General features: G+C 74.0%; 15 protein-coding genes. 12 read left to right on the top strand and 3 right to left on the bottom strand.

The window, feature by feature from the left end; genetic code table 11:
• Positions 1-4 precede the first annotated feature (4 nt).
• Genes CWOE_RS10750 through CWOE_RS10740 form a run of 3 tightly spaced genes read left to right on the top strand, consistent with a single transcriptional unit; the run spans position 5 to position 3,782 of the window.
• On the top strand, positions 5-1,216 hold the full coding sequence (locus CWOE_RS10750) for a thiolase family protein (protein ID WP_041732165.1): 1,212 nt from the start codon (positions 5-7) through the stop codon (positions 1,214-1,216).
• The gene (locus tag CWOE_RS10745) at positions 1,213-2,367 is read left to right on the top strand and encodes a 3-hydroxyacyl-CoA dehydrogenase (RefSeq protein WP_012933631.1); all 1,155 of its coding nucleotides are present in this window, start codon (positions 1,213-1,215) and stop codon (positions 2,365-2,367) included. The genes CWOE_RS10750 and CWOE_RS10745 overlap by 4 nt, the downstream gene beginning before the upstream one ends.
• Positions 2,368-2,369: 2 nt before the next feature.
• On the top strand, positions 2,370-3,782 hold the full coding sequence (locus tag CWOE_RS10740; protein ID WP_012933630.1) for an MFS transporter: 1,413 nt from the start codon (positions 2,370-2,372) through the stop codon (positions 3,780-3,782).
• Here the strand turns inward: CWOE_RS10740 and CWOE_RS10735 are convergent.
• Positions 3,757-4,191 (bottom strand): PaaI family thioesterase, encoded by a 435-nt coding sequence (locus tag CWOE_RS10735; RefSeq protein WP_236262267.1) that lies wholly within the window; start codon positions 4,189-4,191, stop codon positions 3,757-3,759. The two genes, CWOE_RS10740 and CWOE_RS10735, sit on opposite strands and share 26 nt — an antisense overlap.
• Before the next feature lie 82 nt (positions 4,192-4,273).
• On the opposite strand from CWOE_RS10735, the gene CWOE_RS10730 reads away from it, so the two are divergent.
• Entirely contained in the window at positions 4,274-5,614 is a 1,341-nt protein-coding gene (locus tag CWOE_RS10730; protein WP_012933628.1) for a phenylacetate--CoA ligase family protein, read from the top strand.
• A gap of 3 nt (positions 5,615-5,617) precedes the next feature.
• Complete coding sequence (locus CWOE_RS10725; RefSeq protein ID WP_012933627.1) at positions 5,618-5,818, top strand: hypothetical protein; 201 nt, start codon at positions 5,618-5,620, stop codon at positions 5,816-5,818.
• A gap of 6 nt (positions 5,819-5,824) precedes the next feature.
• Here CWOE_RS10725 and CWOE_RS10720 read toward each other — a convergent pair whose 3' ends face one another.
• The gene (locus CWOE_RS10720; protein ID WP_012933626.1) at positions 5,825-6,694 is read right to left on the bottom strand and encodes a PaaX family transcriptional regulator; all 870 of its coding nucleotides are present in this window, start codon (positions 6,692-6,694) and stop codon (positions 5,825-5,827) included.
• 190 nt (positions 6,695-6,884) lie between these two features.
• On the opposite strand from CWOE_RS10720, the gene CWOE_RS10715 reads away from it, so the two are divergent.
• From CWOE_RS10715 to CWOE_RS10685, 7 genes are all read left to right on the top strand, one after another.
• Positions 6,885-9,047: a thiamine pyrophosphate-dependent enzyme gene (locus CWOE_RS10715; protein WP_012933625.1), complete on the top strand. Its 2,163-nt coding sequence runs from the start codon at positions 6,885-6,887 to the stop codon at positions 9,045-9,047.
• Positions 9,047-10,723, top strand: a complete 1,677-nt coding sequence (locus tag CWOE_RS10710) for an indolepyruvate oxidoreductase subunit beta family protein (RefSeq protein ID WP_012933624.1) — start codon at positions 9,047-9,049, stop codon at positions 10,721-10,723. The genes CWOE_RS10715 and CWOE_RS10710 overlap by 1 nt, the downstream gene beginning before the upstream one ends.
• Positions 10,696-11,478: a cyclase family protein gene (locus CWOE_RS10705; protein WP_012933623.1), complete on the top strand. Its 783-nt coding sequence runs from the start codon at positions 10,696-10,698 to the stop codon at positions 11,476-11,478. Before CWOE_RS10710 ends, CWOE_RS10705 begins: the two co-directional genes overlap by 28 nt.
• Before the next feature lie 53 nt (positions 11,479-11,531).
• Positions 11,532-12,365 (top strand): LuxR C-terminal-related transcriptional regulator, encoded by an 834-nt coding sequence (locus CWOE_RS10700; RefSeq protein WP_012933622.1) that lies wholly within the window; start codon positions 11,532-11,534, stop codon positions 12,363-12,365.
• Between the two features lie 71 nt (positions 12,366-12,436).
• On the top strand, positions 12,437-13,849 hold the full coding sequence (locus CWOE_RS10695; protein ID WP_012933621.1) for a M20/M25/M40 family metallo-hydrolase: 1,413 nt from the start codon (positions 12,437-12,439) through the stop codon (positions 13,847-13,849).
• Positions 13,842-14,330: a flavin reductase family protein gene (locus tag CWOE_RS10690; protein ID WP_012933620.1), complete on the top strand. Its 489-nt coding sequence runs from the start codon at positions 13,842-13,844 to the stop codon at positions 14,328-14,330. Before CWOE_RS10695 ends, CWOE_RS10690 begins: the two co-directional genes overlap by 8 nt.
• Positions 14,327-15,361: a 3,4-dihydroxy-2-butanone-4-phosphate synthase gene (locus CWOE_RS10685; protein ID WP_012933619.1), complete on the top strand. Its 1,035-nt coding sequence runs from the start codon at positions 14,327-14,329 to the stop codon at positions 15,359-15,361. Before CWOE_RS10690 ends, CWOE_RS10685 begins: the two co-directional genes overlap by 4 nt.
• A gap of 37 nt (positions 15,362-15,398) precedes the next feature.
• Here CWOE_RS10685 and CWOE_RS10680 read toward each other — a convergent pair whose 3' ends face one another.
• Positions 15,399-16,592: a cysteine desulfurase-like protein gene (locus CWOE_RS10680; protein ID WP_041732155.1), complete on the bottom strand. Its 1,194-nt coding sequence runs from the start codon at positions 16,590-16,592 to the stop codon at positions 15,399-15,401.
• Between the last annotated feature and the right edge of the window lie 17 nt (positions 16,593-16,609).

Raw genomic sequence — 16,609 nt, 5'->3', positions numbered from 1 at the left:
CATGATGACCGACGCCTGGATCCTCGACGCGGTACGGACGCCGATCGGCCGCCATCGCGGCGCGCTCTGCACCGTGCGGCCGGACGACCTCGCGGCCGCCGTCGTCGCGCGCGTCGTGGAGCGCGCGGGTGTGGAGCCCACCTCCATCGACGACGTCTACCTCGGCTGCGCCAACGGCGCGGGCGAGGACAACCGCAACGTCGCCCGCATGGCCGCGCTGCTCGCAGGCCTCGGGCACGACGTTCCCGGAGCAACCGTCAACCGCCTGTGCGCATCGGGCCTGGAGGCCGTCGCCTCCGCCGCGCGTGCGATCCGCTGCGACGAGGGGCAGCTGCTCGTCGCCGGCGGCGTCGAGTCGATGAGCCGCGCGCCGTGGGCGATGCTCAAGCCCGAGCGCGGCCTGCCGCGCGGCGACGCGCAGCTGGTCGACACGACGATCGGCTGGCGCTTCGTCAACCCGCGCATGCCGGCAGCGGCCGCGACCGACTCGATGGGACAGACGGCCGAGAACGTCGCCCGCGCGTACGCGGTCACGCGCGAGGACCAGGACCGCTTCGCGCTCGACTCGCACCGCCGCGCGCTCGCAGCGCGCGAGGCCGGACGCTTCGCCGACGAGATCGTGCCCGTCGAGGTGCCCCGCCGCCGCGAGGAGCCGCTGCTCGTCGCGGACGACGAGGGCCCTCGCGCCGACACGACGCTCGAACGGCTCGGCGCGCTCGCCCCCGCGTTCGCCGAGGGCGGCACGGTGACGGCCGGCAACTCGTCGTCGATCAACGACGGCGCCGCTGCGCTGCTGCTCGGGAGCGACGCCGCGCTCGCACGCTGGGGTCGCCAGCCGCTGGCGCGGGTCGTCGCGGCCGGCGTCGCCGGCGTCGACCCGGCGCTGATGGGGATCGGGCCGGTCCCCGCGACGCGGATCGCGCTCGGACGCGCCGGACTGGAGGTCGGCGACCTCGCCGTCGTCGAGCTCAACGAGGCGTTCGCCTCCCAAGCGCTCGCGTGCGTTCGCGCACTCGACCTCGACCCGGCGATCGTCAACCCCAACGGCGGCGCGATCGCGCTCGGGCACCCGCTCGGCTGCAGCGGCGCGCGGATCGTCGCGACGCTCGCATGGGAGCTGCGCCGGCGTGGCGGCCGCTACGGGCTGGCGACGATGTGCGTCGGCGTCGGGCAGGGCCTCGCGATCGTGATCGAGAACCCGGAGGGGTCGCGATGAGCGCGCCCACTCGGATCGCCGTCGTCGGCGGCGGCACGATGGGCGCCGGCATCGCGGCGCTCGCCTGCCGCCACGGCATCGCCACCGTCCTCTGCGACGTCGACGAGGCGGCCGTCGACGCCGGCGTGCGGCGCGTCACGGACGAGCTGGCGCGCCGCGTGCGCCGCGGCCGCATGACGACGGCCGAGGCCGACGCGACCGCCGCGCTGCTGACCGGCTCCGCGGACCTGGCCGCGGTCGCCGGCACCGGGCTCGTCCTCGAAGCCGTACCGGAGGAGCCGCAGCTCAAGCGCGACCTGTTCGCCCGCGTCGCGCGGATCGCGCCGGCCGCCGTGCTGGCCTCCAACACCTCCTCGATCCCGATCGCGACGATCGCGGACGCGGTCGCCGCGCCCGAGCGGGTCCTCGGCCTGCACTTCTTCAACCCGCCCGGCGCGATGCGCCTGGTCGAGCTCGTCACGACGCCCGCCACCGCCGCCGACGCGGCGGCGACCGCCCGAGCGCTCGCCGTGGCGATCGGCAAGCAGGTCGTCGCCGTCGCCGACGGGCCGGGCTTCCTCGTCAACCGCTGCGCGCGCCCCTACTACCTGGAGGCGCTGCGCATCGTCGAGACGGGCGTCGCGACGGCGCCGCAGGTCGACCGCGCCTGCGAGGCGGCCGGCTTCCCGATGGGCCCGTTCAGGCTGATGGACACGATCGGGATCGACGTCAGCCTCGCCGTCACGCGCTCGATGTTCGAGCAGTCCGGCGGCGAGCCGCGCTGGCAGCCGACCCTGACCCAGGAGGTGATGGCCGCCTCCGGCAAGCTCGGCCGCAAGAGCGGCAGCGGCTTCTACGACTACGGCGACGACGCAGCGCCGGACGTGGGCGAGCACGCGGCCGCGAGCGCCGGCGACGCGCCCGCGCTCGTCGAGCGCATCGTCGCGCAGCTCGTCAACGAGGCATGGTTCGCGCTCGACGCCGGCGTCGCCCGCACCCAGGACGACGTCGACCTCGCGATGACCGTCGGGCTCGGCCACCCGCGCGGCCCCTTCGCCTGGGGGCGTGAGCTCGGGCTCCAGCGCGTCGTCGCGCTGCTCGGCCGGCTCGCGGGACGGGACGGCGACGCCCGCTACCGGGTCGCGGCCGGGCTCATGGCGGCTGCGGGCTGACGATGCGGTCCCGGCCGCCGCTGCCGCAGCGTCCTCGCGCGGCGCTGGCGGCGGCGTGCCTGGCGAGCGCGACGACGGTCGGCTTCATCGTCTGCGCGCCCCCGGCGCTGCCCTCGCTGCAGCGGGAACTCGGCGCGAGCTTCGAGCAGCAGCAGTGGATCGTCAACGGCTACGTGCTGACGCAGGCCGCGCTGCTCGTGACGGCCGGCTCGCTCGGCGACCGCCGCGGCCATCGCCGGATCTTCCTCACGGGCATGACTGCGTACGCGGCGCTGCTCGTCGCGTTCGCATGCGCGCCCTCGGCGCTCGCGCTCGCGCTGCTGGGCGCGCTCGCCGGCGCGGCCTCGGCGCTCGCGCTCGGCGCGACGCTGCCGATCGTCTCGCTCGCCTACCCCGACGCGCGGCGACGGCACGCTGCGCTCGCCGTCTGGGGCGTCAGCGTCGCGCTCGCGTACGCCGCCGGGCCGCCGCTCGGCGGGCTGCTCGCCGAGCACGTCGGCTGGCGGGCGGTGTTCGCCGCGCTCGCGGCCCCGACGGCGCTCGGAGCGCTCCTCGCGCTCCGCAGCGTGCCGGCCCGCGGCCCGCGCGACGCCCGTCTCGACCCGCTCGGCGCGCTGCTGCTCGCCGCCGGCCTCGGCGCCGCGCTGTTCGCCTTGATCGAGGGCAACCGGCTGGGCTGGAGCAGCGCAGCGATCGTGGCGGCGTGCGCCGGCGCGATCGTGCTGCTGGCGGCGTTCGCCGCGTGGGAGCGGCGCGCCTCGGCGCCGCTGCTGGACCCGCGGACGACCGGCGAGCCGGTGCTCCAGGCGGCTGCGCTGGCGACGCTCGCGCTCTCGGCCGCCCTGTTCGCGATGGTCTTCTACCTCCCCCGCTACCTGATGGCCGTGCTCGACGCGGGCCCGGCGGCCGCGGGCGCCGGCCTGCTCGGCGTCACCGTCCCCGCCGTGCTGGCCGCGGTGGCGGGGCTGCGCCTGCGCGGCCGCGTGCCGGAGCTGCGGCTCGTCGTCGGCTCGCTCGCCGCGCTCGCCGTCGGCGCCGCGCTCACCGCCCAGCTCGCCGCCGCCGCGAGCTATCCGGCGCTGCTCCCGGGCCTGGTGGTCTTCGGCTTGGGCGTGGGCACGATCAACGGGCCGCTGGCGGCGCTCGTGGCGCAGGTCGCCGGCCGCACCCGCTCGGGCGCGGCGAACGCCGCGGTCTACCTCTGCCGTCCCGCGGGCGCGGCGGCCGGCATCGCCGGGCTCGGCGCGCTGCTGCAACTGCGCGCCGGCGGCGACGGCCGCTCGGTCGCGACCGCTGCGGCGTCCGCCGCCGACGTCCAGGCGCTCGTCGGCGGGGTCGAGACGGTCTTCCACGCGGTCGCGGCCGCCGCGCTGCTGGCGGCGGTGGCTGTCACGTCGCTGCTGCGGCGGGCCTGAGCGGCCGCACGGCGACGGTCACGCGCGCCATCGCGCAGAGGCGCCCGTCGTCGTCGCACAGCTCGACGTCCCACACCTGGCTCGTGCGGCCGCGATGCCGCACGCGCGCCGTCGCATGGACCGCGCCGGCGCTGACCGGCCGCAGGAACGAGCAGTTGTTGCTCTGCCCGAGCCCCACCATGCCCTCGGCCGCGACGGCGCGGTTGGTGCCCAGCGAGGCGATCGCCTCGGCGATCGCTGCGTAGACGCCGCCGTGCACGATGCCGATCGGCTGCGTGAGCTGCGGACGCACCGGGACGCGCGCCGTCACGAGCTGCTCGTCGCAGTGCAGCAGCTCGAGCCCGAGGTGGTGGTCGAACGGCGAGATCGCCATCAGCGCCTCGCGAGCGTCATGCTCAGAATCTCTCACAGCGTCGTGACTTTACAGTAGACTCCGCTCAAGTGTCGTGTGTTTCGCCGAACCGGCGAGCGAGGAGGACGGCAGGATCGTGGTGACGCAATCGCCCTACTGGAACCCGAGGATCGAGACGCTCCCACGCGAGCAGCTGGAGGCGTTGCAGCTGGCGAAGCTGCGAACGCTGTGCGAGTGGGCGCAGGCGAGGAGCCCGTGGTACCGGCGCAGCTTCGCGCAGGGCGGATTCGAGCCCGGCCAGCTGCGCTCGCTCGACGACCTGCGCCGGATCCCGCTGCTCACGCGCGAGCAGTGGATGACCTCTCAGGACGAGCGGCCGCCGTACGGCGAGCTGCCCACGATCGCGCCGGAGACGGCGATCCGCGTGCACACCACGTCCGGCACCTCAGGCCGCACGCCGCTGCGCGCGCTCGACTCGCGCAAGGACTGGGCGTGGATCGCCGAGATGTGGGCGTACGGGCTGTGGGCCTGCGGCGTGCGCCCCTCCGACACCGCGTACGTCGCGTTCGGCTACGGCTCGTTCATCGGCTTCTGGGGACTGCACTACGCGATGGAGAAGATCGGCGTGCTCAACGTCCCCGGCGGCGCGCAGACGACCGAGGCGCGCGTCAAGCAGATCCTCTCCTTCGACGCGACCGTCGTGGCGTCGACGCCGACCTACGCGCTGCGCCTCGCGCAGGAGGCCGACCAGCTCGGCCTCGACCTGCGCGGCTCGGCGGTGAAGCGGGTGATCCTGTCGGGCGAGCCGGCTGGCTCGATCCCCGAGACGAAGGCGCTGATCGAGCAGCAGTGGGGCGCCAAGGCCTACGACACGGCGGGCATGACCGAGGTCGGCACGATCGTGATGTTCGAGTGCGAGCACCAGCCCGGCGGCGCGCACATCATCGAGGACCACGTGCTGGAGGAGTCGCTCGATCCCGAGACGCTCGAGCCGGCGGCCTCGGGCGAGCGCGCCGAGCGCGTCGTGACCTCGTTCGGCCGGCACGCGATCCCGCTGATCCGCTACCGCACCGGCGACGAGATCTCCCGCGTGCCGGGGTCGCGCTGCGGCTGCGGCCGCACGGCCGACATCTACGCGGGCGGCATCCTCGGCCGCGTCGACGACATGAAGCTCGTGCGCGGCACGAACGTCTACCCGCGCGCGATCGAGGGGATCGTGCGCGCCTTCCCCCACGTCGAGGAGTTCCAGGTCCGCATCACCCGCGAAGGGCTGCGCGACGAGATCGCCCTGCTCGTCGAGACCGCCCCCGACCACGCCGACGCGTGGCCGGAGGTGAGCAGCGCGCTGCGCAGGGAGCTGGCCGACGCGCACGAGGGCCTGAACTTCCGCGTCGAGCGCGCTGAGGCGGGCGCGCTGCCCCGCTTCGAGCTGAAGGCCAAGCGCATGGTCGACCTGCGCGACAGACCGATGGGAGCGTGAGAGATGACGACGGACCTGATCGGGACCGAGCTGACAGCGCCCGAGGAGCGGCTGCTGGCGACCTACGAGAGCCTCAAGCAGCTGTGCCGCGAGGAGCTGCCGCCGGTCGCGCACGCGAACGTGCGCGCCGCGCTGGCGGTCTACGTCAACGCGATCGTCAGCATGGGGCTCGCGTACGAGCCGCTGCTCGATCTCGAGGTCTGACCGGCGCTACTGCCAGCCCGACGTGACGGCGTCGAAGTGCCGCTGGGCCGGCTCGGCGAGCCGCTCGTAGGCCGCGTCGAAGACGTCGACCGCTCTGCGGCGGGCGCGCGGGTCCGGCATCAGCTCATCCGGCAGGTCCGGGTCGAGGAACGGGAAGCCGCGGAACAGGTGCACGATGCGCGTGCGCACGAGGAACGCCTCGCGGTCGTCGACGCGTGGCGCGCCGCGGCGCCTCGCATGGGGCGCGAACTGCACGGCGAAGGCGCGGTAGCGCTCGCACAGCGCGTCGAGGTCCCAGGCGCGGCGCACGAGCGCGGCCGTCCCCGGCATCGCGGCGACGTCGCCGACGAGGACGCCGGCGCGCTCCGCCACGCCGAGCTCCTCCAGCAGCGGCACGACCTCCTGCTCGCGGTCGTGCGGGGAGATCCAGAGGCCGTCTTGCAGCGTCCCGAAGCCGAGGAAGCGCAGCCGGCGGGCGAGGCGGCCGCGCTCCAGGCGCTGCGCCTCTGGGATGTCGTGCCACAGCATCGTCCAGCCGCCGGCGAGCGTGTCGGCGCGGCCGAGCGAGAAGATGCGGCGATCGCCCTCGGCCAGCACCTGGTCGGCGCGCTCGGTGATCCGGTAGTGGATCAGGCGCCCGCTGCGCTCACGCGCGATCAGGTCGCGCCGCACGAGACGCGTCAGCGCGACGCGCGAGGCGCCGGTCGAGAAGCCCATCTCCTCCAGCAGCGCCACCAGGCCGCCCGACCACACCGTCTCGTGGCGGGAGCGCACGTAGCTGCCCAGCAGCGTCATCACCAGCTCCTGCGGCTGGAACGACTGGCCGGCCAGCGCCTCCGCCGCGGACGCATCCGCTCTCTTCGCAACCGCGGCCATGTGCCGCGCATGGTACCCGGCGGGCGACGCGAGGGAGACGCGCGCCCGACCCGGCGAGCCGCCGAAGATCGATTGACACCTCACCATGCTGACCCGTACACTCTCACGATCGAGAGGAGACGATCAGCGATGGCCGAAGACCACCCAACGATGTCCGTGCAGGGCGTCAGCTCGAAGACCGAACGCTGTCATGGCTGAGCGGTCCTTCGACGGCGAGGTCCAGCTGCTGCGAAGCGGCGCGGGCTCGACGCTGCAGGTCGAGGGCATCCTCGCCGTCACCAAGGCCCTGCTGCAGTCCGGCGTGGCATACGTCGGCGGCTACCAGGGCGCGCCGATCTCGCATCTGATGGACGTGCTCGGCGACGCGCGCGAGATCCTCGGCGAGCTCGACGTCTACTTCGAGAACAGCGCCTCGGAGGCCACGGCGGCCGCGATGCTCGCCGCCTCGGTGCACTACCCGCTGCGCGGCGCCGTCACGTTCAAGTCGACGGTCGGCCTCAACGTGGCGTCGGACGCGCTCGCGAATCTCGCCAGCGGCGGTGTGCAGGGCGGCGCGCTGATCATCCTCGGCGAGGACTACGGCGAGGGCTCGAGCATCATGCAGGAGCGCTCGCACGCGTTCGCGATGAAGTCGCAGATGTGGCTGCTCGACCCGCGCCCGAACGTCAGCGCGATCGTCGACGCGGTGGAGACCGGCTTCGAGCTGTCCGAGGCCAGCAGCACGCCGGTGATGCTGGACCTGCGGTTGCGCTCGTGCCACCTGCACGGGTCGTTCGTCGCCAAGGACAACAGGCGTCCGCCGATGACGGTCAAGGACGCGATCGAGCACCCGACGCGCGACCCCAGCCGCATCGTGCTGCCGCCGGCGAGCTTCCTGCACGAGCGGGAGAAGGTCGAGGATCGCTGGCCGGCCGCCGTGCGCTTCATCCGCGAGCGGGGCCTCAACGAGGTCATCGCCGGCGACCACGGCGACGTCGGGATCATCACCCAGGGCGGGCTCTACAACACGCTCAACCGGTCGCTGGAGCTGCTCGGCTGCTCTGACGCGTTCGGCCGCTCCGACGTGCCGCTGTACGTCATGAACGTGACGTATCCCGTCGTGGACGAGGAGATCCTCGACTTCTGCGCCGGCAAGCGCGCGGTGCTGCTCGTCGAGGAGGGCCAGCCGGATTACATCGAGCAGAACCTCAACGCGATCCTGCGCCGCGCCGGCGTCACGACCGCCCTGCACGGCAAGGACCTGCTGCCCGTCGCCGGCGAGTACACCTCGGCGGCCGTCACCCGCGGCGTCGCCGCGTTCCTGCGCCGGTACCTGCCCGATGCGATCGAGCACGAGCCCGCGCTGCTGCGCGACGCCGAGGACCCGGCGAGCCCGTTCGCCTCGCCCGTCGCCGCTGACGCGGTCCTCCCCCGCCCTCCAGGGCTCTGCACGGGCTGTCCCGAGCGGCCGATCTTCAGCGGCCTCAAGCTCGCAGAGCGCGAGACCGGCGCCCATCACGTCAGCGCCGACATCGGCTGCCACCTGTTCTCGACCGTCGCCCCCTTCCACCTCGGCGCGACGACGATGGGCTACGGCCTGGGCTCGGCGGGAGCGGCCGCACTGAACTCGAAGGACGCCGACCGCCGGACGATCGCGGTCATGGGCGATGGCGGCTTCTGGCACAACGGCCTGACCAGCGGGGTCGGCAACGCCGTCTTCAACGAGAACGACCAACTGCTCGTGGTGGTCGACAACGCCTACAGCGCCGCGACCGGCGGGCAGGACGTCCTCTCCTCCCAGGCCCAGACTCCGAACCGCTCGACGCAGCATCCGATCGAGAAGGCCGCGCGCGGGGTCGGCGTCGAATGGGCCAGGACGATCGACGACACGTACGACGTCGGCGCGGTGCGCGACTCGTTCGTCGAGGCGCTCACGACCGACGAACCGGGGCCGAAGCTGCTGGTGATGCAGAGCGAGTGCCAGCTCAACCGCCAGCGCCGTGTCAAGCCCGAGATGCGCGCGGCGCTGAAGGAGGGCAAGCGGGTGGTCCGCGAGCGCTTCGGCGTCGACGCCGAGACCTGCACCGGCGACCATGCGTGCATCCGCATCTCCGGCTGCCCGTCGCTGTCGATCAAGTCCAACCCCGACCCGCTGCGGACCGATCCGGTCGCGACCGTCCTCGACAGCTGCGTCGGGTGCGGCGTCTGCGGGACCAACGCGCACGCGGCGGTGCTCTGCCCGTCCTTCTACCGCACGGACGTCGTGCAGAACCCGACGCGGCGCGACCGGATGCTGGCGAGGCTCCGGGCCTGGTGGATCAAGGTCGCCTCGCGCGGGATCGAGCGGCGCGCCGCGCGGTTCGAGGTCAGCTGATGTCGAGCTGGTCCGAGGGTCGACGCCCGCTGACGCTCGCGATCCTCGCCCTCGGCGGCGAGGGCGGCGGTGTGCTGGCCGACTGGATCGTCGCGACCGCCGAGCGCGCTGGCCACCACGCCCAGACCACCTCGGTGGCCGGGGTCGCGCAGCGCACCGGCGCGACCGTCTACTACGTCGAGCTGTTTCCGTCACAGCCGTCGGCCGAGTCGCCCACGGCCGACGCGCGCGCTCCCGTGCGCGACGAACCCGTGATGGGCGTCTTCCCCACGCCGGGCGAGGTCGACGTCGTGATCGCCTCCGAGCTGATGGAGTGCGGCCGTGCCGTCCAGCGCGGGTTCTCCACCGCCGACCGGACCACGCTCATCACCTCGACGAACCGGGTGTACTCGATCGACGAGAAGGTCGCGATGGGCGACGGCCGCGTCGACGACGCGGCCCTGCTCGACGCCGCGCGGAACGCGTCGAAGCGCCTCGTCGCGGCCGACTTCATGCAGCTCGCCGAGCAGGCCGGCAGCGTGATCAGCGCGTCGCTGTTCGGCGGGCTCGCGGGCTCCGGGGCGCTCCCGTTCGCGCGCGAGCAGTTCGAGGCGTCGATCCGCGTGTCCGGCAAGGCCGTCGATGCGTCGCTCGCCGCGTTCGCGGCCGGCTTCGAGGCGGCGACCGCCGACGCCACGCCGTCGCCGTCGTCCTCGGCGGCGAAGCTGATCGAGCTGCCGATCGCGCCCGGCGCGGCGTCGTCGCGCTCGACAGAGGAGCGCAAGGCGCACGAGGAAGCCGAGCGCACGGCGATCGCCGCCACGGACCCGGCGTCACTCGTCGGCCCAGAACTGCGCGACCTTGCCGAGCGCGTGGGCGACCTCCCTCCCGCCGCACGCTCGACGATCCTGCACGGGCTCGTCCGCACCGCCGTCTACCAGGATCACGCGTACGCGGAGCGCTACCTGGAACGGGTCGCGCGCTTCGCGGACGTCGACCCGGAGCGGGCCGGCGACGCGCGCCTGACGCGCGAGGCGGCCCGTCATGTCGCCCTCTGGATGTGTTACCAGGACACGATCCAGGTGGCGACGCAGAAGGTCCGGCGCAAGCGCATGGAACGGATCCGCGACGAGTCGCACGTGCGGCCCGGCCAGCTCGTGCAGGTGCGCGAGTTCCTGCACCCGCAGGCCGAGGAGATCGTCGACACGATGCCGACCTGGCTCGGAGGCCGGCTCGCGCGGTCGCGCGCGTTCGAGCGGGTCGTGCACGCGGCGACCCACAGAGGGATGATCCTCAACACCAGCTCGGTGGTGGGCTACACGCTGCTGACGACGATGGCCCGCGCGCGCCCCTTGCGCCCGCGGTCCGTGCGCTTCGTGCGCGAGCAGGCGGCGATCGAGCGCTGGCTCGCGCTCGCGCTCGACGTCGCCCGGACCGACGCCGCGCTCGCGTGCGAGATCGTCGAGTGCCAACGCGTCCTGAAGGGCTACGGCAGCACATACGCGCACGGCGGCGAGAGCTTCGCGACGCTGATGGACGCGGCGGACGCGCTGGTCGGCGCCGAGGCGGCGGCCACCCGCATGGCGGACCTGCGCGACGCCGCGCTGGCCGACGAGGACGGCGCCGCGCTGCGGACGAAGATCCACGACACAGGAGCAGCCGAATCACCATGGCGATCACCAGCGTCACCGACCTGACCTCCGACCTCGCGGCCGGTGCGGTCGACGTCGTCGACCTCACGCAGCCGCTGAGCGAGACGACCCCGGTCCTCGCGCTGCCCGAGCCGTTCGCGAACACGCCGCAGCTCTCGCGCCGGCGACTCAGCCGCTTCGACGACGCCGGCCCCGCATGGGCGTGGGACGTGTTGGAGCTCGGCGAGCACACGGGCACGCACCTGGACGCACCGATCCACTGGATCACGGGACGCGACGGCGAAGACGTAGCGGCGATCCCGCCGGCGCGACTCGTCGGGCCGGCGGTCGTCATCGACAAGACGAGCGAGGTCGCGGACGACCCGGGCTATCTCCTCACCGCCGAGGACCTGACGGCGTTCGAGGCCGAGCACGGCACGATCGCACCCGGCAGCTGGGTCCTCTTCCGCACCGGGTGGGGCGCACGCGCGGCGGACGCGGCCGCCTTCCTGAACGCCGGACCCGAAGGACCGGTGACCCCCGGCCCCGACGCCGACGCGGCACGGTGGCTCGCCGAGCATCCGGGCGTCGTCGGCTTCGGCGTCGAGACCGTCGGCATCGACGCCGGCGCCGCCGGCGGCTTCGAGCCGGGCTTCCCTGCGCACCATCACCTGCTCGGCAACGGGCGCTACGGCCTCACCCAGCTGGCGAACCTGGCGGCGCTGCCCGCCACGGGAGCGCTGCTCGTCGTCGCGCCGCTCAAGCTCGTCGGCGGCACCGGCAGCCCGTCGCGGGTGCTCGCGCTCGTCCCCACGGGCTAGACTCGATCGGCGCGCTCCGACTGCCGGGCACGCGAAGCAAGGAGGAGTGCCAGATGGATCCTGCGACCTACCAGGAGATTCTCCGGTTCGGTGAGACCGTCTGCAGCTCGCTGAGCTGCGAGACCGTGCAGAAGCGCATGCTTCCCGACTTCGTCCGCTTGACGGGCGGCGACATGGCCGGTGTCTGCCTGCTCGACCACCGGAGCCGTTTCACGCTCGTCTCCGTGCTGTCGGTCTCGCCGACGCTCCTCTACGAGATCGGAGAGGTCTCCGGTCCCACCGAATGCCCGTTGGTCCGGCGGGCGAACGCCGTCCGCTTCCCGGTCTACGACACGATGCTGTTCTCGGACGGCCGGACGTACGCGAGCACGTCGCAGGGCGCCGCGCTCGTCCGCTACGGCTTCGAGCACTGCCTCTCCGCCCCGCTGATCCACAACGGGCGGCTGATCGGCGTCGTCTCGATCGGGCGCGAGGCCGGCCGGCCCCCGTACACGATGCGGGAAGCGCAGATCGCCAGCCATCTCTCCCGCTTCGCCACGATCGCCCTCGCCAACGCCGAAGCGCACGAGGCGACCGCAACCGCGACCGCGAAGACGGAGGACCGCGGTCCGTCGGTGGTCGAGACGATCCGCTTCTCCGAGGCGCAGCGGGCGGCGGTGCGGATGGCGCACCGCAACGTGTCCGCCGAGGTCCGCGACGCGCTCTCGGCGCGGGAGCTGCAGGTCTTCGAGCTGCTGGTCGACGGCCTCACGAACGCCGAGATCGGTCACGAGCTCGGCATCGCGCTCAACACCGTCAAGCAGCACGTGCGGCACATCTACGAGAAGCTCGGGGCCCGCTCCCGCGTCGAAGCGGTCCGGATGAGCGCTCCGGCCGCCGCGGCGTAGCTCCGTAGCCGCCGCACGAGTAGCACCTGGGTGCTATTGCCCGGGGCCGCCCCGCGCGATTTCATCGATGCGTGCCTGCACCGTCGTCGCCTGAGCCGATCACCGCACTGGCCTGGGTCGTCGAACACCGCGAGCGGCTCGTGGAGGATCTGGCAGCCTGCTGCCGCATCCCGTCGGTCGCGTGCGAGGAACGCGGCGAGCTGGCGCGGATGGCGGACTGGCTCACCGAGCGGCTGCGCCCGCTGCTCGACGAGGTCGAGCAGCTCCCCGTCGCCGACGCGCCGCCCGCGGTCGTCGGCCGCGCGCGCGGCAGCGGCGCCGCGTCGGTCTTGCTGTACTCGCACTACGACGTCCAGCCCGCCGAGCCGTTGGACGCCTGGTCGGTGCCGCCGTTCGCGGCCCGGCCGGAGGGCGGGCGGCTCGTCGCGCGCGGCGTCGCCGACGACAAGGCCGACGTGATGGCCCGGGTGCATGCGCTCGAGGCGCTCCGCGCCACGGGCCGGCCGCTTCCGTGCACGGTCGTGTGGCTCTCGGAAGGCGCCGAGGAGACGGGCAGCGCCGGTCTCGCCGACTTCCTGCGAGCCGAGCACGAGCGCCTCGCCGCCGACGCCTGCCTGTGGGAGAGCTACCTGCTGCGCGACGACGGGCGCCCCGAGATCGGGTTCGGGTGCCGCGGGCTCGTCTACGTCGAGCTGACCCTGCGAACGCTGCGCCGTGACCAGCATTCGGCGTTCGCCGGCGTGTTCCGCTCTGCGCCGCTCGAGCTGGCGCGCGCGTTGGCGACGCTGGCCGCCGCGGACGGCCGGCCGACGATCGACGGCCTGGCCGAGCGCGCGCTGGCGTTCAACGCGGCCGACCTGAAGGCGGTGGCCGGGATCCCGGCGCCGTCGGCGGCCGAGGCCGCGCTCGACGGCCGCGACCCCTACGTCGACCGGGCGCGCGCCGAGCTCGGCCGCCGGCTGGTGACCGAGGCGACCGTCAACGTGGCGGGGATCGTCGCCGGCCACACCGACCCCGGGGCGAAGACCGTCCTCCCCGCCGAGGCGCGCGCGAAGCTCGACCTGCGCCTGGTGCCCGGCCAGACCCCCGGGGACGCGGTCGCGCTGCTGCGCGCGCACCTCGACCGGCGCGGGTTCGCCGACGTCGAGATCGACGTCCTGCACAGCGTCCCCGCCGCCAAGAGCGCGATCGACTTCCCGTTGGCCGAGGCCGTCACCCAGGCCGCGCGCGAGCTGCACGGCGAGCCGATCCGCTACCCGCTGGTGCCGGGCGGCGGGCCGCTGCACCTGCTGGAGGAGTCACTCGCGATCCCGACGGTGATGCCGCCCGGATCGACGCGGATGAGCAGCGGCATCCACGCTCCCGACGAGCACGTCCTGATCGACGACTACCTCACCCACGTCGCCTTCACGATCCGGACGCTCGAACTGCTCGGAGAGCTGTCCGACGCCCACACACAACGAGGAACACGACGAAATGGCTGACACGACGTACGCGAGCTTCCGCCGCGTCCTGGCTCACGTGCCGACGCCGGTGGTCGTCGTCGCGGCGTTCGACGACGCGCCGATCGGGCTGGCGGTGGGGTCGTTCACGTCGATCTCGCTCGATCCGCCGCTGGTCGGCTTCTTCGTCGATCACCGCTCGTCGACCTGGCCGCGCGTCGCGCGGGCAGGCGGCTTCACGGTCAACGTCCTGGCCGACAGCCAGGAGGAGCTCGGCCGGCGCTTCGGGACCAAGGGCGCCGATCGCTTCGCCGGTGTCAGCTGGCGCGCCGGACGCGCCGGGGCGCCGCTGCTCGACGGAGCGCTCGCATGGATCGAGTGCGAGCTCGAAGAGGTGATCGAGACGGGCGACCATCAGCTCGTGATGGGCGCGGTGCGGCGGCTGGAGGCGCGCGACGGAGCGTCGCCGCTGGTCTTCCACCGGAGCGGCTTCGCGCGCCTCGAGACGGAGCAGGAGCGATGACGGCGCAGCCCGCCGCGTACGCTGACACGCGCTCGCTCGACGAGATCTCGGCCGCGATCGAGGCGATCGCCGCCGGCGAGCCGGTCGTCGTCATCGGCCAGTCCGCCGCGGCGCGTGCGGTCTTGACGATTGCGGCCGCCGACGCGACCGCGGGCGACGTCACCCGCATGGCCGCAGAGGCCCGCGGCGTCGTCTGCGCGGCGGCGACGACGGAGCGGCTCGACGAGTTGGAGATCCCGCCGCTGACGGGCCGCAGCGGCCTCGCACGCCACGCGGAGACGCGTGTCGGCGTCGACCACCGCGAGTGCCTCCACGACGCGATGTCGGCCGCGGCGCGCGCCCAGACGGCGCGGGCGCTCGCGGATCCGTCGCTGCGCGCGTCGGACTTCTCGGTCCCTGGCCGGCTGTTCCCGCTGGCGGCGCGCTCCGGCGGCGTCTTGCGCCGTGCCGACCCCGTCGAGGCGGCGGTCGACCTCGCCCGGCTGGCGGGAGTGACGCCCGTCGCGCTGCTGTGCGAGATCGTCGGCGACGACGGCGCGCCGGCCTCGATCCCCGCGGCGATGCGCCTGGCGCGCCGCACAGGGGCGCCGGTCGTGTCGGTCGACGCGCTCGTGCGCTTTCGCCTCGACCGGGATCTGCTCGTCCGGCGCGTGGTCGAGACGGCCCTGCCGCTGCCGGCCGGGCCGTTCCGCGCGATCGGCTACGAGAGCGCCGCGGGAGCGGCGGACCACGTCGCGCTGGCGCTCGGAGACCCGGCGGCGCCGGGCGCTCCGCGGTTCGTGCACCTGCGCTGCGGCGGCGAGGCGCTCGGCTTGTGCGGGTGCCGTGCCAGGCTCGATTCGGCGCTGGCGGAGATAGCCGCCGCCGGCGACGGCGTGCTCGCCGTCCTCGCCGGCGAGGACCGGCCGAGCATCACGACGCAGCCGCGATGCGCAACGTCGGCCTCGCCGCAGGAGCTGCCGCGGCTGCTCGCCGGGATCGCGCGCAGCATCTTCGGCGACCTCGGCATCCGCGACCTCGGCATCCGGTAGCCGAGGCGCGAAGGGCGGCGGCGAGCCGGCGCGGCGGTCAGCCGCCCGCCGCCAGCTCGCCCAGCGCCGCCGTCAGGCGGTCGACCTCGGCGGCCGTGTTGTAGTGGATCAGACCGAGGCGGACCGCCTCGTCCGGATAGGGCAGGCGGTCCGCGAGCCCGGCCGCGTAGTAGTGGGTGTGATGCCAGACGCCGATCCCTTGCTCGGCCAGGCGCTCGGCGACCTGCCGTGCCGGCACGCCCTCGACGTTGAGCAGGAACGTCGGCACCCGCTCCGCGAGGCCGGGGCCGTAGACGGTCACGCCGTCGGGGAGGGCGTCCCAGAGGCGGCGGGCCAGCTCCTGCTCGTACGCGCTCAGCGCCGACATGCCGCCGAGCGAGTCGAGGTAGGCGACCGTCGCCGACAGCCCCGCGAGCTGCTCGTACGGCGAGGTCCCGGTCTCGAAGCGCCGGCCCAGCGGCTCCGTCGGCGCCGGGCGCACCTTGTAGGGACGCCAGCCTTCGGCGGTCTCCGGCCGCACGTGCGCGACGCCCATGTGCGGTCCGCAGAACTTGTAGGGCGAGCAGAGCAGGACGTCGGCGCCGAGCGCCGCGACGTCGATCGGCTCGTGGGCCGCGTAGTGCACCGCGTCGACCCACGACAGCGCGCCGGCCTCGCGCGCGAGGCGGCACACGCGCGGCGCGTCGATCCGCGTGCCCATCGCGTTGGACGCCCACGGGAACGCGACGATCCGCGTGCGCTCGGACAGCTTGCGCTCGAGGTCGTCGTAGTCGAGCCGGTAGTCGTCGGTCACGTCGACGAACGTCACCGTGATCCCGATGTCCTCGGCCAGCTCCAGCCACGGCGCGACGTTGGCGTCGTGGTCCAAGCGGGTCACGAGCACCTCGTCGCCCGGCCCGAAGCCGCGCGTGGCGGTCCGGCTGAGGACGAAGTTCAGCGACGTCATGTTCGCCCCGAAGACGATGTCGTCGCCCGAGCCGCCCAGGAACCGCCCGGCGGCCGCCTTCGCCTCGGCGAGGATCGCCTCGACGCGACGCCCGGTCGCGTACGGCGCACCCAGGTTGCCGCTGGCCTCCCGCAGAGCGCGGGCGATCGCCTCGCCGACCTCGTCGGGCACCTGGCTGCCGCCCGCCGCGTCGAAGTACGCGAACGCGCCGTCGCGCAGCGACGCGAAGCGCGCGCGCAGCGCATCGACGTCGAGCCCCGCGTCTCGTCGTGATCCAACCGCCATCGGCCTCGTTCCCTTCG

The sequence above is a fragment of the Conexibacter woesei DSM 14684 genome, from assembly GCF_000025265.1.
Taxonomy (GTDB): domain Bacteria; phylum Actinomycetota; class Thermoleophilia; order Solirubrobacterales; family Solirubrobacteraceae; genus Conexibacter; species Conexibacter woesei.
Note: the sequence above shows the minus strand (reverse complement) of the source record. Positions and strands in the feature narration are given on the sequence as shown.

Excerpts from the sequence above, each read along its gene's own strand:
- CWOE_RS10750 (WP_041732165.1), top strand. The coding sequence starts at position 5 with ATGACCGACGCCTGGATCCTCGACGCGGTACGGACGCCGATCGGCCGC.
- CWOE_RS10745 (WP_012933631.1), top strand. The coding sequence starts at position 1,213 with ATGAGCGCGCCCACTCGGATCGCCGTCGTCGGCGGCGGCACGATGGGC.
- CWOE_RS10740 (WP_012933630.1), top strand. The coding sequence starts at position 2,370 with ATGCGGTCCCGGCCGCCGCTGCCGCAGCGTCCTCGCGCGGCGCTGGCG.
- CWOE_RS10725 (WP_012933627.1), top strand. The coding sequence starts at position 5,618 with ATGACGACGGACCTGATCGGGACCGAGCTGACAGCGCCCGAGGAGCGG.
- CWOE_RS10720 (WP_012933626.1), bottom strand. The coding sequence starts at position 6,694 with ATGGCCGCGGTTGCGAAGAGAGCGGATGCGTCCGCGGCGGAGGCGCTG.
- CWOE_RS10715 (WP_012933625.1), top strand. The coding sequence starts at position 6,885 with ATGGCTGAGCGGTCCTTCGACGGCGAGGTCCAGCTGCTGCGAAGCGGC.
- CWOE_RS10710 (WP_012933624.1), top strand. The coding sequence starts at position 9,047 with ATGTCGAGCTGGTCCGAGGGTCGACGCCCGCTGACGCTCGCGATCCTC.
- CWOE_RS10705 (WP_012933623.1), top strand. The coding sequence starts at position 10,696 with ATGGCGATCACCAGCGTCACCGACCTGACCTCCGACCTCGCGGCCGGT.
- CWOE_RS10700 (WP_012933622.1), top strand. The coding sequence starts at position 11,532 with ATGGATCCTGCGACCTACCAGGAGATTCTCCGGTTCGGTGAGACCGTC.
- CWOE_RS10690 (WP_012933620.1), top strand. The coding sequence starts at position 13,842 with ATGGCTGACACGACGTACGCGAGCTTCCGCCGCGTCCTGGCTCACGTG.
- CWOE_RS10685 (WP_012933619.1), top strand. The coding sequence starts at position 14,327 with ATGACGGCGCAGCCCGCCGCGTACGCTGACACGCGCTCGCTCGACGAG.
- CWOE_RS10680 (WP_041732155.1), bottom strand. The coding sequence starts at position 16,592 with ATGGCGGTTGGATCACGACGAGACGCGGGGCTCGACGTCGATGCGCTG.